The sequence below is a fragment of the Bacillus sp. 3103sda1 genome (assembly GCF_024159135.1).
Classification (GTDB): domain Bacteria; phylum Bacillota; class Bacilli; order Bacillales; family Bacillaceae_G; genus Bacillus_A; species Bacillus_A rhizoplanae.
In genome coordinates this window covers 4,179,373-4,194,233 of record NZ_JAMYWS010000001.1, presented here as the reverse complement: position 1 = coordinate 4,194,233, position 14,861 = coordinate 4,179,373, and the positions used below count along the sequence as shown (strand labels likewise).

The window sequence follows — 14,861 nt, the reverse complement described above, 5'->3', positions numbered from 1 at the left end:
TGAAGCAAATGTTATCTAGTTTTGAAGGAATATACCTTCATAAGTCTGGTAATGATGGCAGAGAGGTCACACCCGTTCCCATACCGAACACGGAAGTTAAGCTCTCTAGCGCCGATGGTAGTTGGGACTTTGTCCCTGTGAGAGTAGGACGTTGCCAGGCAAATGGAGGATTAGCTCAGCTGGGAGAGCACCTGCCTTACAAGCAGGGGGTCGGCGGTTCGATCCCGTCATCCTCCACCATATAATGCCGGCTTAGCTCAATTGGTAGAGCAACTGACTTGTAATCAGTAGGTTGGGGGTTCAAGTCCTCTAGCCGGCACCAGGATTATGGCGGCTGTGGCGAAGTGGTTAACGCATCGGATTGTGGCTCCGACACTCGTGGGTTCGATTCCCATCAGTCGCCCCATTTCTTAAAAAAACAATATGCGGGTGTGGCGGAATTGGCAGACGCACCAGACTTAGGATCTGGCGCCTTTGGCGTGGGGGTTCGACTCCCTTCACCCGCACTTTTAATTGAATAAGTCATATATGTCTTGCGGAAGTAGTTCAGTGGTAGAATACAACCTTGCCAAGGTTGGGGTCGCGGGTTCGAATCCCGTCTTCCGCTCCAATTTTCAATATGACATGCCGGGGTGGCGGAACAGGCAGACGCACAGGACTTAAAATCCTGCGGTGGGTGACCACCGTGCGGGTTCGACCCCCGCCCTCGGCACCATATGCGCCCGTAGCTCAATTGGATAGAGCGTTTGACTACGGATCAAAAGGTTAGGGGTTCGAGTCCTCTCGGGCGCGCTTATCAACGGGAAGTGGCTCAGCTTGGTAGAGCACCTGGTTTGGGACCAGGGGGTCGCAGGTTCGAATCCTGTCTTCCCGATAGTTTTAAAATAATGGGGCCTTAGCTCAGCTGGGAGAGCGCCTGCCTTGCACGCAGGAGGTCAGCGGTTCGATCCCGCTAGGCTCCACTTATACTTTATTTATGGCGGTGTAGCTCAGCTGGCTAGAGCGTACGGTTCATACCCGTGAGGTCGGGGGTTCGATCCCCTCCGCCGCTACCATAAAGGACCTTTAGCTCAGCTGGTTAGAGCAGACGGCTCATAACCGTCCGGTCGTAGGTTCGAGTCCTACAAGGTCCACCACTCAAGTTTCATATATCTCGGAGGTATACCCAAGTCTGGCTGAAGGGATCGGTCTTGAAAACCGACAGGCGGCGAGAGTCGCGCGGGGGTTCGAATCCCTCTACCTCCTCCATTTTAACTAAAATAATATTTTTATCATCGCGGGGTGGAGCAGTCTGGTAGCTCGTCGGGCTCATAACCCGAAGGTCGCAGGTTCAAATCCTGTCCCCGCAACCAATGGTCCCGTGGTGTAGTGGTTAACATGCCTGCCTGTCACGCAGGAGATCGCCGGTTCGACCCCGGTCGGGACCGCCATTTATATTAAGGCTCGGTAGCTCAGTCGGTAGAGCAGAGGACTGAAAATCCTCGTGTCGGCGGTTCGATTCCGTCCCGAGCCACCATTTTGAAATATACAAGCCGGCTTAGCTCAATTGGTAGAGCAACTGACTTGTAATCAGTAGGTTGGGGGTTCAAGTCCTCTAGCCGGCACCATTTCAAAATGAGCCATTAGCTCAGTTGGTAGAGCATCTGACTTTTAATCAGAGGGTCGAAGGTTCGAGTCCTTCATGGCTCACCATTTTTATGCGGGTGTAGTTTAGTGGTAAAACAAGAGCCTTCCAAGCTCTGGTCGAGAGTTCGATTCTCTTCACCCGCTTTTTCTATGGGCCTATAGCTCAGCTGGTTAGAGCGCACGCCTGATAAGCGTGAGGTCGATGGTTCGAGTCCATTTAGGCCCACCATATTCCGCAGTAGCTCAGTGGTAGAGCTATCGGCTGTTAACCGATCGGTCGTAGGTTCGAGTCCTACCTGCGGAGCCATATATAGAGAAGTACCCAAGTGGCTCAAGGGGCTCCCCTGCTAAGGGAGTAGATCGCTTACGCGGTGCGAGGGTTCGAATCCCTTCTTCTCTGCCAGAAATTGGCCCGTTGGTCAAGTGGTTAAGACACCGCCCTTTCACGGCGGTAACACGGGTTCGAATCCCGTACGGGTCATACGAAAAGAGATAGCATATAATGCTATCTCTTTTTTTGTGTTGTTGAAATTACTCCATTTTATAATTCGATGATATAGAAGTTACTTGTAGTTCCCACGTCAAAATTAAAATACAAGAAATCATTAAGCAACCACAAACAACCACCAAAAACATTAGTAATCTTTCCTAAAAAGTCTTCAAACAAATATTTGTTGAATTCTGGCGCAGAATACATTTGAATGCGCCCTGCAAGAAATGCAATCTTTGTGTTGATATATAGGAATGTTGGTTATCTCGTGTACCAATTTTAGGACCGATTGCAAAGCCTGTTCCTACAACTGTATCAATGTAAGTGATAGTAGTTCTTTTTGAACTCTCCCACTGTTGTTCATCCATTGCAACTGCCTTTCAAGCATGAATATGAATAAATGGGCGTATGACGACTGTTCTGTATAATGTTAAATATTTGTGATTGTTTTTGGATTATACGTGACGTTTTGTGATTGTTTTTGAATTATTTTGATTGATTTTTGAAAGGGTTTTCGTTATGATGAATGTAAGAAGGAGGTGACGGCATGTTAACACCTGAGCGTCACCAAATTATTTTGGATTTGGTGAAAGAAAAAGGAACTGTAAAGCTTCAAGAGTTAGTTGCTGCAACTGAATCATCGGAATCGACGATTCGAAGAGATTTGATTTATTTAGAAGAGAATAACTATATAAAGCGTGTTCATGGCGGAGCCTCACCGTTACAATCAAAGGGAAAAGAACCGAGTATGAACGAAAAATCCTTCAAAAATCTTCAGGAGAAAAAGTCGATTGGTCAATATGCAGCATCTCTTGTGGAAGACGGGCATTGTATTTACTTAGATGCCGGAAGTACGACGTTTGAAATGATTCCATTCTTGCAAGGAAAAGATATAACTGTCGTGACAAATGGACTTATGCATATTGAGGCATTGTTTCAAGCCAATATTCGAGCTTACTTACTTGGTGGCATGATGAAAAGCAATACAAGAGCGTTAATTGGAAGCGCTGCTCTTGAAAGCTTACTTCGCTATCGATTCGATCTTTGTTTTTTAGGGGCAAATGGTGTTCATCCTGTGTACGGTTATACAACTCCAGATCCTGAGGAAGCATTGCTAAAGAAAACAGCTCTGCAACTTTCTAACTCATGTTATGTTCTGGCGGATGGCAGTAAATTTTCAGAGATATCATTTGCAAAAATTGAAGAGCTCGAAGCAGCGAATATTATTGCAACTAATATTGGGGAGAACGAAGTAGCTACTTATGCTAAAAAAACATTAGTAAAGGTCGTGACAGTATGATTTACACTGTAACATTGAATCCTTCTGTAGATTATGTAGTGCAAGTAAATAATTTTGCACTACATTCGCTAAATCGCATTGAAAAAGAAGTGAAGTATCCAGGCGGAAAAGGAATTAATGTATCCCGTGTTCTAAAAAGAATTGATGTTTCTTCAAAAGCACTTGGATTTATAGGTGGATTTACTGGTCGCTTTATTCAAGAAAAATTAGAAGAAGAGGGTATTACGACTGATTTTATTGAAGTTGATGGTGATTCGCGGATTAACATTAAATTGAAGACAGGACAAGAAACTGAAATAAATGGAAGAGGTCCTGTTATTTTAAGCGAACAATTAGATCGTTTAATACAGCAAATACGCAATTTACAAGAAGGTGATGTTCTATTATTGGCAGGCAGTATTCCACCGTCTTTGCCAGAATCGTTATATAAAGAAATTACAAAGGAATGCAGTGCGCGCGGCGTGAAAGTAGCTGTTGATGCGAGCGGAAAGGCATTGATTGACGTTGTAAAGCATCGTCCATTCTTTATAAAGCCAAACCATCACGAGTTAGGCGAGCTATTTGATGTAGAAATTCATAGTATTCAAGATGCGGCATTATATGGTAAGAAGCTTCTTGAAATGGGCGCAGAGCATGTTGTTGTATCAATGGCCGGGGATGGCGCACTCTTTCTTGCGAAGGAGCATGCATATTTTGCTAATGTGCCGAAAGGGCAAGTTGTGAATTCTGTTGGAGCTGGTGATTCGCTTGTGGCCGGTTTTCTAGGAACATATGAAAAAACTGGAGATTTAAAAGAAGCATTTCGATTTGGCGTTGCTACTGGGAGCGCAACAGCATTTTCTTCTGATCTTGGTGAAAAAGAAAAAATTGAGGAACTATTGTTGCAAGTAGAGGTACACTCTTTACCCTACATTAACGAGCAGTAAGCTACCCATCTTAAGATTGAGAGAGAAGCGAAGAAGATAGGGGAAATGAAGAAAATCTTCACTGATGGAAGTCTCACTTTATAGGAGAGAAGGATCTATATGAAAATTACAGAATTACTTAAAAAAGACACAATTCTTCTACAATTACAAGCATCTTCTAAGCAAGAAACGATTGATGAAATGGTAAGTAAGCTTGCACAAGCAGGTCGATTATATGATGAAATTCAATTTAAAAAGGCTATTTTAACTCGTGAAGCACAAAGTACCACTGGCATTGGAGAAGGGATTGCAATTCCTCATGCAAAAACAGCTGCGGTCAAGACACCTGCTATTTGCTTTGCGAAATCAGATAGTGGTATAGACTATGAATCTCTCGATGGTCAACCTGCTCATTTATTCTTTATGATTGCAGCAAGTGAAGGAGCGAATAATGCTCATTTGGAAACTCTTTCTCGACTATCTACATTGCTAATGGATGTGGATTTTCGACAGAAAATAATGAAAGCGCAAACAGAAGAGGAACTATTGAATCTTATTGATGCGAAAGAGAAAGAGATTACTGAGGAAGAAGAAAGAGGAAATACTATAGAGTCGAATACAAAAGGAAAAATTTTAGCAGTTACTGCTTGTCCTACAGGAATTGCTCATACGTATATGGCAGCAGATGCTTTAAAATCAAAAGCAAAGGAAATGGGAGTTGATATAAAAGTAGAAACCAATGGTTCTACCGGAGTAAAAAATGAATTAACTGTAGAAGAGATTCATGATGCGGTGGCAATTATCGTTGCTGCAGATAAACAAGTTGAAATGAATCGTTTTAAAGGAAAGCATGTGATTGAGGTTCCAGTTGCAGCTGGAATACGGAAATCTGAGGAACTTATTAATCGCGCACTTAAACAAGATGGACCAATATATCAAGGAACAGGCGAAGTGAAAAAAGGCGAAGTAAAAGAAAAACGCACAGGATTTTATAAGCATTTAATGAATGGTGTATCCAACATGCTTCCATTCGTTGTTGGTGGGGGGATTTTAATCGCACTGGCATTCGCTTTTGGCGGCATTCATGCAAAAGGGCCAATTGCTTCTACATTAATGGCAATTGGTGGCGGAAACGGAGCATTTTTCTTTATCGTTCCAGTGTTAGCAGGATTTATTGCAAGTAGCATCGCAGATCGGCCTGGTTTTGCACCTGGTATGGTTGGCGGTTATTTAGCAGCACAAGCTGGGGCTGGATTTCTCGGTGGTTTAATCGCAGGATTTCTGGCAGGTTATGTGATCGTTCTCTTGAAAAAAGCTTTTCAAGTATTACCGGCACAACTTGAAGGAATTAAACCTGTTCTTTTGTATCCACTCTTTGGTATTATGATTACTGGTTTGATTATGATTCTTTTTGTAAATGATCCTGTAGTAGCAATAAATAAAGGCTTAACACATTGGTTAAACGGATTAAGCGGAGGAAATGCTATTTTATTAGGTATCATTCTTGGTGGTATGATGGCTGTGGATATGGGAGGCCCTATCAACAAAGCTGCCTTTACATTCGGGTTAGCAGCAATTGCTGCTCATAATTTCGGACCACATGCTGCAGTTATGGCTGGTGGTATGGTTCCGCCGCTTGGAATTGCATTAGCAACAACTTTCTTTAAAGGAAAATTTACGGATGCAGAGCGCAAATCTGGTATTACAAATTATATTATGGGTCTTTCCTTTATTACAGAAGGCGCTATTCCATTTGCGGCAGCTGATCCATTACGTGTAATTGTGAGCTGTGTTGTAGGATCTGCGATTGCAGGTGCTATGACAATGGCATTTCATATTACTCTTCCTGCACCACATGGTGGATTGTTTGTTGTTCCTCTTGTGAATAAACCAATGATGTACTTATTAGCCATTACAATAGGAGCGATTGTCACAGCAGCTATGCTTGGAATTTGGAAAAAACCTGTCGATAAAAATAAATAAGAGAAGCGGTCAATGTTTTGATCGCTTTTTTCATGTTGTTGAAAATGTACATTAGGAGGATGAATCCCGTACGGGTCATAAAAAAAGAGATAGCATATAATACTATCTCTTTTTTATTTGTTCTGTATTGGTGAATAATATATTCTCCATCTTAGTTTCACTTTACCATAAATAATAATGCTAAAGCACAATTGCATCAATGCGCTCGCAATTAACGAAGATAATGCGCCCGTTTTCATCTATAAATGTAGCAAGTCCCGTATTAAAGTGAAATCCTATGAAAGCTGAAACGGTTAATGGTATGCCATTAACTAAAATTTCGTTTACTTTTTTTCCTAAATTAAAGGTGTTTAAAAGGCAGCAAATACCTTCAAAATGTTTTTGTTTATTTTTTATATTTGAAGGTTGTTTATCTGTGTCCTTCACTAAATTTGGATTAAATATTTTAGGGATAGCAGTATAGTTTATGAGAATTGACATGTTTCTTTCCCTCTTCCTCTCTTTTTTAATTCATATAGAAGCATATTTTGAAATTATAAAAAAGAGCTTTTTTCAAAGCTCTCTTTTATAAAGTGAAACTTTAATCAGTGGGGGTTTTCTCCATCCCCCACTGATTATTAGTTGAACCAATCGGGCTTTTACGGGCAGTTTATCTCCCACCTAACTTCTTTGCTTTCGCCGAGTTTTGAGGTGGGAGTATTACTGCCCGTTAATGCGGGATAAACTAGCTTGCCTCAATTGTAAGTGCTTGAATATCACGGCAATCTACAAGAAGTACTCCTCCTGCTTCGGGTCCTTCTGTAAATACGAAAGTTGCGCAAAAGTTTTCAGGATTAAAGTTAACAAACGTAACATCATCTATAAAGTTTCCATTTAGAAAAATATCTACTTCTGTACCTACCTGTAATTCTTCTAGTTGTTCACAGACGCATTTTCTATGCTTATTTATATAAACCAACTCCTTTCAAAATAAATTTTGACTCAATATATAATATTTCTAAGCTGAAAAAAGGTGTGGACAACTTATATAAGTTATATAAATATTTTCATTCAGTGGAGATGAAGAAAACCCCCACTGATGGAAGTTTCGCTTTATGATTCTGATGGAATTAGTATGTGAATGTGTTTCGCTTGAACTGGGATAGATTTCACACCTGATACTATAATTTTCTCTCATCTGTGAAAAAGTTCACAAATAGGTCATAATTTGTGAATACATTCACAAATGAACGTGCTACAATATGTGTGTAAGGAAGTTAAACAATATAAAATCAGTATTTTAATTATTTACTTAAATGACAATGATAATAATAATAATGAAATGAAAAATAGAGAGGGGATTTTACCATGAAAAAAGGTATTAACCGCGTAGTATTAGTAGGAACAGGAGCTGTAGGTTGCAGCTATGCATATTCTATGATTAACCAAGGTGTAGCTGAAGAGTTTGTTCTTGTTGACGTAAACGAAGCAAAAGCAGAAGGGGAAGCAATGGATTTAAGCCATGCTGTTCCATTTGCTCCAGCTCCAACAAAAGTTTGGAAAGGCAGCTATGCAGATTGTAAAGATGCAGATCTTGTTGTTATCACTGCTGGATTACCACAAAAGCCAGGTGAAACTCGCTTAGATTTAGTTGAGAAGAATACAAAAATCTTTAAACAAATCGTTCGCGGCATCATGGATAGCGGATTTGATGGTATCTTCTTAATCGCAACTAACCCAGTTGATATTTTAACTTATGTAACTTGGAAAGAATCTGGATTACCAAAAGAACGTGTAATTGGTTCTGGTACAACTTTAGACTCTGCTCGCTTCCGTTACATGCTAGGTGAATACTTAGATGTGGATCCACGTAACGTTCACGCATATGTTATTGGTGAACATGGCGACACAGAGCTTCCAGTATGGAGCCATGCTACTGTTGGTGTACAAAAACTTGAAACAATCTTAGCAAACAATGAAAAGTACAATCAAAGCGATTTAGATGAAATCTTTGTGAATGTACGCGATGCTGCTTATCATATTATTCAACGTAAAGGTGCAACTTACTACGGTATCGGTATGTCACTACTACGTGTAACTAAAGCGATTTTAAACAACGAAAACAGCGTATTGACAGTATCTGCATATCTTGAAGGACAATATGGACAACAAGATGTTTACGTAGGTGTTCCAGCAGTTATCAACCGTCAAGGTGTTCGAGAAATTGTAGAGCTTGAATTAAATGAAGCAGAAGAATTGAAATTTGATCATTCTGTAAAAGTGCTAAAAGAAACTATGGCACCAGTACTATAATCCAAATTGTATAAACCCCTTTCCGGCAGCCCCTGTATATCCCCTTTTGCCGGAAAGGGTTTTTTTGTTTTGCTGAAAGTTAATTACTCTTTAAATGTAATATGTATTTTGCTCTAATAGGAAGTAATGAATCCCAGTAAAATTTCCCCTCCTTTTCACTTTGAAAATTATTCTAAAATAAAACGCTTACAAGGAATATTCGTCAAAATTCGATATTTTCAGCTGAAATTTACGGAATTACCATGAATTTCCGCGAAAAAAACGTATGTTTTTTTAGAAAATCGCAAGGATATTTCTATTTACCGAAGAATAGTAATAACATATTTAAAATTCTGTCATCTTGTGAGGTGAACATAGTGATTGTAACAAATTGTAATGAGGAAAAAATGCTATTGTTTCATAAAGAGAAATTTTACGATAGCTACGAAATATTTGGTGCTCATCTAACGAAGGAAGATGGGGTGCAAGGAACACGTTTTTCCGTATGGGCTCCTCATGCACAAGCTGTGAGTATTGTGGGAGATTTTAATGAATGGAATAATCAAATTCATAAAATGGTGCGAGTGACAGAGGATGGAATTTGGTCTTTGTTCATACCAAATGTAGCTCAGCTGGAATTGTACAAATATGCAATTGAAGCCTCAAACGGCCATACAATTTTAAAAGCTGATCCGTATGCAATGTATGCTGAAGTGCGACCAAATACGGCATCCATTGTTTATGATATAAAAGGATATAAATGGAAAGATCAGAAGTGGTTTCAAAAAAAGAAACGAAAACCAATTTATAATGAACCGTTAGCAATTTATGAGCTTCACTTTGGTTCATGGAAAAAGAAAGAAGATGAGTCTTTTTACTCTTACAGAGAAATGGCAGATGAGCTTATTCCGTATGTAGTAGAGCATCAATTTACTCATATTGAAATTATGCCGCTTATTGAACACCCATATGATCGTTCTTGGGGATATCAAGGGACTGGATATTATGCACCGACAAGTAGATACGGAGCACCGCAGGATTTTATGTATTTTGTCGATGAATGTCATAAATATGGGATCGGTGTCATTTTAGATTGGGTACCAGGGCATTTTTGTAAAGATGCTCATGGGCTTTATTTGTTTGATGGAGAACCAACGTATGAATATAGAGATCTTGATGTACAAGAAAATCACGTATGGGGAACTGTGAACTTTGATTTAGGAAAACAAGAAGTACGAAATTTTCTCATTTCGAATGCATTGTTTTGGATGAAGTATTATCATATCGACGGCTTTCGCGTTGATGCGGTTGCTAACATGCTATATTGGGAGCGAAATGGGGGGCAGGAAAGTAATGAACATGCTGTATTATTCCTGCAACAGCTGAATGAAGCAGTATTTGCGGAAGATCCAACTTTCTTAATGACTGCGGAAGATTCAACAGCATGGCCGCTCGTAACTGCACCGACATACGAAGGTGGACTTGGTTTTAATTATAAATGGAATATGGGCTGGATGAATGACATTTTAAAATATATGGAATGTGCGCCGGAGTATCGGAAATATATTCATGACAAAGTAACATTTTCACTGCTTTACGCGTATTCTGAGAATTTTATTTTACCGTTATCGCATGATGAAGTTGTACACGGGAAAAAGTCGCTATTAAATAAAATGCCGGGTGATTATTGGTCCAAGTTTGCTCAGCTTCGTTTATTGTATGGCTATTTATTTACACATCCGGGTAAGAAGCTGCTCTTTATGGGCGGCGAGTTTGGACAATATGACGAATGGAAAGACCTTGAAGATTTAGATTGGGGCTTACATGATTTTGAAATGCATGATCGTACGCATGATTACTTTAAGGAGCTCATAGCATTGTATAAGCGCTCTAAGCCGCTTTGGCAGCTTGATCACACAGAAAAGGGTTTTCAGTGGATTGATGCGGATAACCGTGAGCAAAGTATTTTTTCGTTTATTCGCCAAGGGGAGAGAGAAGAGGATGTTCTCGTTATCGTTTGTAACTTTACAAATGCGGTGTATGAAAACTATAAAGTTGGCGTACCAGCATTTCGCTATTATAACGAAATTTTAAATAGTGATAGTTCTGTATACGGCGGTTCGGGACAAATCAATAAGAAGCGATTAAAAGCGATTATGGAACCTTATCATAATCAGCTTGCTCATGTTGAAATGACAATACCACCATTTGGAATTTCAATTTTACGGCCGGTGAAAACACGAAAGGGGAGTAGTAAACAAGATGGTACAAAAGCAGACGTGCGTAGCAATGTTATTAGCAGGGGGAAAAGGTAGTCGTTTAAGCGCCTTAACAAAAAATTTAGCGAAGCCAGCTGTTCCATTTGGCGGTAAATATCGCATTATTGATTTTACATTAAGTAACTGTGCGAATTCTGGTATTGAAACAGTGGGGATTTTAACACAATATCAGCCGTTAGAATTGCATAGTTATATCGGTATTGGAGATGCATGGGATTTAGACCGTGTAAATGGAGGAGTTACTGTACTCCCGCCTTATGCAGAGTCTTCTGGAGTGAAATGGTATACAGGAACGGCAAGTGCCATTTATCAAAATTTGAATTATTTAAAGCAGTATGATCCGGAATATGTTCTCATTTTATCTGGCGATCATATTTATAAGATGGATTATGCAAAAATGCTCGATCATCACATGGAACGAGAAGCAGATGTCTCTATTTCTGTTATTGAAGTACCGTGGGATGAAGCGAGCCGCTTTGGCATTATGAATACGAATGAAGAGATGGAAATTGTTGAGTTTGAAGAAAAGCCGCAGTTTCCAAAAAGCAATCTAGCTTCAATGGGCATTTATATTTTTAATTGGGCTATTTTAAAAGAGTATTTAGAAATGGATGCAAGAAATCCAGAATCTAGTAATGATTTTGGAAAAGATGTGATTCCGCTTTTATTGGATGAAGGGAAAAAGCTTGTTGCGTATCCATTTAGCGGGTATTGGAAAGACGTTGGAACAGTGAAGAGCTTATGGGAAGCAAATATGGATTTGCTTCGCGAAGATTCATCACTCAACTTATATGACCGTGATTGGCGAATTTGTTCTGTTAACCCGAACCAGCCGCCTCAATATATTGCACCGTCAGCTAAAGTGGAAGAATCGTTAATTAACGAAGGTTGTGTTGTAGAAGGTGATGTGCAGCATTCTGTATTGTTTCAAGGGGTAATCGTGGAGGAAGGCAGCAAGGTTGTAGATTCAGTTATTATGCCAGATGCCAGAATTGGAAAGAATGTTGTGATTGAGCGTGCCATTGTTGGGCCAGGGATGGTCGTTGAAGATGGAGCAATCATTCGTCCGGAACGAAATATTGAAGACGTTGTATTAATTGCAGAGGAAAATTAAATGAAGTAAAACTAATGATTAGCAAGGGGAGCTTAATCCCTTCACAAATAGTTAGCGGAAACAATCGGAGCTTTTACGGATAGTGATTCTATTCCTATCTTCTTTGAGTTTATGGAAGGTTACGGTGATAATTTTACTGTCTGTTAGAGCGTGACGAAAAGGGGATGAGATGAGTGAGAGAATCAATGTTAGGAATTATTAATGCAACAGAGAATTTTCCATCACTACAACAAGTAACAAATCATCGATCATTGGCGGTATTGCCGTTTGCTGGGCGTTACCGTTTAATAGATTTTATGCTTTCCAATATGGTAAATTCTCATATTCATAGTGTAGCCATTTTCACAAGTCATAAAAATCGTTCACTCATGGATCATCTCGGTTCTGGAAAACAGTGGGACTTAGATCGAAAACGTGATGGTTTATTTTTATTTCCTCCAAATTGTCAATGTGATCAAGATGAGTTTGGTACATTTGCTCATTTTAGCAGACATATTGATTACTTTTTACGTAGTAAAGAGCAGTATGTTGTCATTACAAACAGTCATGTTGTAACAGCGCTTGATTTCCAAGCGGTATTAGACCGTCACTTATACACAGAGGCAGATATTACAGAAGTATGTCACCAAGGTGAGTCACTTCAGACATATGTATTAAAGAAGGAGTTATTATTACATTTGTTTGAGACGTATCAAGACATGGGATATTATAGATTAATTGATGTTGTAAAAGAAAAACGAAACACATCATTGCATATTGAAAGTTATGAGCATACTGGCTATGTGGCGGTAATCGATTCAATTGAAAGTTACTATAAACATAGCTTGGAAATACTGCAGCCGCATATTTGGAAGCAAGTGTTTAAGAAAGAAACGCCGATTTTTACGAAAGTAAAGGATGAGCCGCCAACAAGGTACGGAAAAAACGCGAGTGTACATAACGCGATGGTTGCGAATGGCAGCATTATTGAGGGAGAAGTAGAAAATAGCGTTGTCTTTCGTTCTGTAAAGATTGGAAAAGGTTCGATTGTTCGTAACAGTATTATTATGCAAAAGAGCCAAATTGGAGAGAATTGTATACTAGATGGTGTAATTATTGATAAGGATGTAAAGATTGAAGATGGAACGACGTTAACAGGCGGAGCACATTCTCCATTTGTTGTAGAGAAAGGAACAATACAAAGCAGTAATATAACGATCTACTAAGATGTATATTTGAAAATTGAGAGGAGGAATCTGCAGGCATGGCATAGGTAAGCATAGTTTGCCTATGCTTGCTGCTGCAGAGAGACAATCGCAGTGAATATTTTATTTGCAGTATCAGAATGTTTACCATTTATTAAATCGGGTGGATTAGCAGATGTAGCTGGAGCACTTCCAAAGGCATTGCAAAAACTTGGAATGAACGTGCGTGTTATGCTTCCGTACTATAGTTTAATTCCAGAGCATGTACGAAAAGAATGTGTGCTTCATAAAGTGATTACGGTTCAGCTTGGTTGGCGTAATCAATATTGCGGTATTTTGAAAATGGAGCATGAAGGAATTACGTATTATTTTATCGACAATGAATATTATTTTAAACGCGATTCACTATATGGTCATTATGATGATGGCGAACGTTTTTCATTTTTCTCAAAGGCGGTATTAGAATGCATTCCGCATATAGATTTTGAAGTAGATGTTCTGCATTGTCATGATTGGCATACAGCGATGGCAAATTTTTTATTACGTGAAAAATATCGTGATCAGCCATTATACGAAAAGATAAAGACAGTCTTTACGATTCATAACTTGCAGTTTCAAGGCGTGTTTCCGCGCATTGTTATGGATGACTTATTGGAGCTTGGCAATGAGTATTTTCATAGTGAACAGCTTGAGTTTTACGGAAACATCAACTTCATGAAAGGCGGAATTATCGCCTCTGATATGATTACAGCGGTAAGTCCGACATATAAAGAAGAAATTCAATATCCATTTTTCGGAGAGAAGTTAGACGGTTTATTGCGTAAATATAACGATAAACTTGTTGGAATTGTAAATGGAATTGATGATGTTTTGTACAATCCGAAGAATGATAAAACGATAGCGGCAATGTATGATGCAAATTCACTTCATAAAAAAAGAGATAATAAACGTGCATTACAGCGTTATTTTGGATTGCCAGAAAAAGAAGAGGCACCTATTATTGCGATGGTTACACGTTTAACGCAGCAAAAAGGATTAGATTTAGTGCGTCATGTTTTTCATGAAATGATGCAAGAAGATGTGCAATTTATTGTACTTGGATCGGGCGATAAAGAATATGAACAGTTTTTTGAACAAATGGCATATGAATATCCAGATAAAGTGAAAGTGTATATCGGATTTCATGAAGGGCTGGCACATCAAGTGTATGCCGGGACAGATTTGTTTCTAATGCCATCTTTATTTGAGCCATGCGGCCTTGGACAGTTAATTGCCCTTGCATACGGAGCGATTCCAATTGTGCGGGAAACAGGCGGTTTAAATGATACAGTTCAATCATACAATGAAGCTATAAATGAAGGAAATGGTTTTAGTTTTACGAACTTCAATGCGCACGATATGCTGCATACGGTGCAGCGTGCACTGCACTATTATCATGACAAACAGGTATGGCAGTCTCTTGTGAAACGAGCAATGACAGAGGATTATAGCTGGAAGCAGTCCGCACGTAAGTATAAGGAGCTTTATGAAAGCTTATTCGAATCAAATGAGGAACCACAATCTCATGAGGAACAACAGGAGATTGATGATAAGCAACCGATTCTTTTTGTTCATCATCAGTAGGAAAGCGTAATTGATACATGTTTCACTGAACGGGTTTTATGTGTGAAGGATTCATTCGTTAGAACCGGATTGGGAGGGCTAACCAG

10 protein-coding genes, 22 tRNA genes and 1 rRNA gene are annotated in these 14,861 nt (G+C 39.5%); 31 read left to right on the top strand and 2 right to left on the bottom strand.

The features are described from left to right. Positions 1–44 precede the first annotated feature (44 nt). The 26 genes from rrf (at position 45) to NKR74_RS20950 (ending at position 6,304) form a co-directional block, all read left to right on the top strand. Positions 45–160, top strand: a 5S ribosomal RNA gene (rrf, locus tag NKR74_RS21075). Positions 161–164: 4 nt separating this feature from the next. Continuing rightward, positions 165–240, top strand: a tRNA-Val gene (locus tag NKR74_RS21070). 6 nt (positions 241–246) lie between these two features. After that, positions 247–322 (top strand) — tRNA-Thr (locus tag NKR74_RS21065). 8 nt (positions 323–330) lie between these two features. After that, positions 331–406: transfer RNA gene (locus tag NKR74_RS21060), tRNA-His, on the top strand. A gap of 19 nt (positions 407–425) precedes the next feature. Further along, positions 426–506, top strand: a tRNA-Leu gene (locus NKR74_RS21055). A 29-nt stretch (positions 507–535) separates the two neighbouring features. After that, positions 536–610: transfer RNA gene (locus NKR74_RS21050), tRNA-Gly, on the top strand. Between the two features lie 16 nt (positions 611–626). Next, positions 627–715: transfer RNA gene (locus NKR74_RS21045), tRNA-Leu, on the top strand. 3 nt (positions 716–718) lie between these two features. After that, positions 719–792 (top strand) — tRNA-Arg (locus tag NKR74_RS21040). A gap of 8 nt (positions 793–800) precedes the next feature. Continuing rightward, positions 801–874 (top strand) — tRNA-Pro (locus NKR74_RS21035). Positions 875–889: 15 nt separating this feature from the next. Continuing rightward, a tRNA-Ala gene (locus NKR74_RS21030) sits at positions 890–962 on the top strand. Positions 963–978: 16 nt separating this feature from the next. After that, a tRNA-Met gene (locus NKR74_RS21025) sits at positions 979–1,055 on the top strand. Between the two features lie 4 nt (positions 1,056–1,059). Beyond that, a tRNA-Ile gene (locus tag NKR74_RS21020) sits at positions 1,060–1,136 on the top strand. A gap of 19 nt (positions 1,137–1,155) precedes the next feature. After that, positions 1,156–1,248 (top strand) — tRNA-Ser (locus tag NKR74_RS21015). Positions 1,249–1,275: 27 nt separating this feature from the next. Next, positions 1,276–1,352: transfer RNA gene (locus tag NKR74_RS21010), tRNA-Met, on the top strand. 2 nt (positions 1,353–1,354) lie between these two features. Continuing rightward, positions 1,355–1,430, top strand: a tRNA-Asp gene (locus NKR74_RS21005). Positions 1,431–1,440: 10 nt separating this feature from the next. Continuing rightward, positions 1,441–1,516 (top strand) — tRNA-Phe (locus NKR74_RS21000). A 15-nt stretch (positions 1,517–1,531) separates the two neighbouring features. Next, positions 1,532–1,607, top strand: a tRNA-Thr gene (locus NKR74_RS20995). A gap of 9 nt (positions 1,608–1,616) precedes the next feature. Continuing rightward, a tRNA-Lys gene (locus NKR74_RS20990) sits at positions 1,617–1,692 on the top strand. Between the two features lie 7 nt (positions 1,693–1,699). Further along, positions 1,700–1,770 (top strand) — tRNA-Gly (locus tag NKR74_RS20985). Between the two features lie 8 nt (positions 1,771–1,778). Further along, positions 1,779–1,855: transfer RNA gene (locus tag NKR74_RS20980), tRNA-Ile, on the top strand. Between the two features lie 3 nt (positions 1,856–1,858). Further along, a tRNA-Asn gene (locus NKR74_RS20975) sits at positions 1,859–1,933 on the top strand. A 5-nt stretch (positions 1,934–1,938) separates the two neighbouring features. Then, a tRNA-Ser gene (locus NKR74_RS20970) sits at positions 1,939–2,029 on the top strand. Positions 2,030–2,035: 6 nt separating this feature from the next. Then, positions 2,036–2,107: transfer RNA gene (locus NKR74_RS20965), tRNA-Glu, on the top strand. Positions 2,108–2,663: 556 nt separating this feature from the next. Then, positions 2,664–3,416, top strand: a complete 753-nt coding sequence (locus NKR74_RS20960) for a DeoR/GlpR family DNA-binding transcription regulator (RefSeq protein ID WP_253630737.1) — start codon at positions 2,664–2,666, stop codon at positions 3,414–3,416. Further along, positions 3,413–4,342, top strand: a complete 930-nt coding sequence (gene pfkB / locus NKR74_RS20955) for a 1-phosphofructokinase (RefSeq protein ID WP_253630736.1) — start codon at positions 3,413–3,415, stop codon at positions 4,340–4,342. Before NKR74_RS20960 ends, pfkB begins: the two co-directional genes overlap by 4 nt. Before the next feature lie 99 nt (positions 4,343–4,441). After that, positions 4,442–6,304 carry a PTS fructose transporter subunit IIABC gene (locus NKR74_RS20950; protein WP_253630735.1) on the top strand — a complete coding sequence of 621 codons (1,863 nt, stop codon included), beginning with the start codon at positions 4,442–4,444 and terminating at the stop codon, positions 6,302–6,304. Between the two features lie 180 nt (positions 6,305–6,484). On the opposite strand, the gene NKR74_RS20945 is transcribed toward NKR74_RS20950, so the two are convergent. Both NKR74_RS20945 and NKR74_RS20940 read right to left on the bottom strand, forming a co-directional pair. Next, positions 6,485–6,784: a hypothetical protein gene (locus NKR74_RS20945; RefSeq protein ID WP_253630734.1), complete on the bottom strand. Its 300-nt coding sequence runs from the start codon at positions 6,782–6,784 to the stop codon at positions 6,485–6,487. Positions 6,785–7,028: 244 nt separating this feature from the next. Continuing rightward, entirely contained in the window at positions 7,029–7,262 is a 234-nt protein-coding gene (locus tag NKR74_RS20940) for a penicillin-binding protein (protein ID WP_301287735.1), read from the bottom strand. A 389-nt stretch (positions 7,263–7,651) separates the two neighbouring features. Between NKR74_RS20940 and NKR74_RS20935 the strand changes: the two genes are divergently transcribed. The 5 genes from NKR74_RS20935 to glgA all read left to right on the top strand — a co-directional run bounded on the left by NKR74_RS20935 (position 7,652) and on the right by glgA (position 14,775). After that, a complete protein-coding gene (locus NKR74_RS20935; protein ID WP_098306429.1) occupies positions 7,652–8,596 on the top strand; it encodes an L-lactate dehydrogenase in 945 nt (314 codons plus the stop codon). Between the two features lie 356 nt (positions 8,597–8,952). Continuing rightward, complete coding sequence (glgB, locus tag NKR74_RS20930; RefSeq protein WP_375337680.1) at positions 8,953–10,890, top strand: 1,4-alpha-glucan branching protein GlgB; 1,938 nt, start codon at positions 8,953–8,955, stop codon at positions 10,888–10,890. Further along, the gene (locus NKR74_RS20925) at positions 10,838–11,968 is read left to right on the top strand and encodes a glucose-1-phosphate adenylyltransferase (RefSeq protein ID WP_098306431.1); all 1,131 of its coding nucleotides are present in this window, start codon (positions 10,838–10,840) and stop codon (positions 11,966–11,968) included. Before glgB ends, NKR74_RS20925 begins: the two co-directional genes overlap by 53 nt. A gap of 173 nt (positions 11,969–12,141) precedes the next feature. Continuing rightward, complete coding sequence (locus tag NKR74_RS20920; RefSeq protein WP_253630733.1) at positions 12,142–13,173, top strand: GlgC family sugar phosphate nucleotidyltransferase; 1,032 nt, start codon at positions 12,142–12,144, stop codon at positions 13,171–13,173. 93 nt (positions 13,174–13,266) lie between these two features. Beyond that, a complete protein-coding gene (gene glgA, locus NKR74_RS20915) occupies positions 13,267–14,775 on the top strand; it encodes a glycogen synthase GlgA (protein WP_253630732.1) in 1,509 nt (502 codons plus the stop codon). Positions 14,776–14,861 lie beyond the last annotated feature (86 nt).

Excerpts from the sequence above, each read along its gene's own strand:
- NKR74_RS20950 (WP_253630735.1), top strand. The coding sequence starts at position 4,442 with ATGAAAATTACAGAATTACTTAAAAAAGACACAATTCTTCTACAATTA.
- NKR74_RS20945 (WP_253630734.1), bottom strand. The coding sequence starts at position 6,784 with ATGTCAATTCTCATAAACTATACTGCTATCCCTAAAATATTTAATCCA.
- NKR74_RS20960 (WP_253630737.1), top strand. The coding sequence starts at position 2,664 with ATGTTAACACCTGAGCGTCACCAAATTATTTTGGATTTGGTGAAAGAA.
- pfkB (WP_253630736.1), top strand. The coding sequence starts at position 3,413 with ATGATTTACACTGTAACATTGAATCCTTCTGTAGATTATGTAGTGCAA.
- NKR74_RS20925 (WP_098306431.1), top strand. The coding sequence starts at position 10,838 with ATGGTACAAAAGCAGACGTGCGTAGCAATGTTATTAGCAGGGGGAAAA.
- NKR74_RS20935 (WP_098306429.1), top strand. The coding sequence starts at position 7,652 with ATGAAAAAAGGTATTAACCGCGTAGTATTAGTAGGAACAGGAGCTGTA.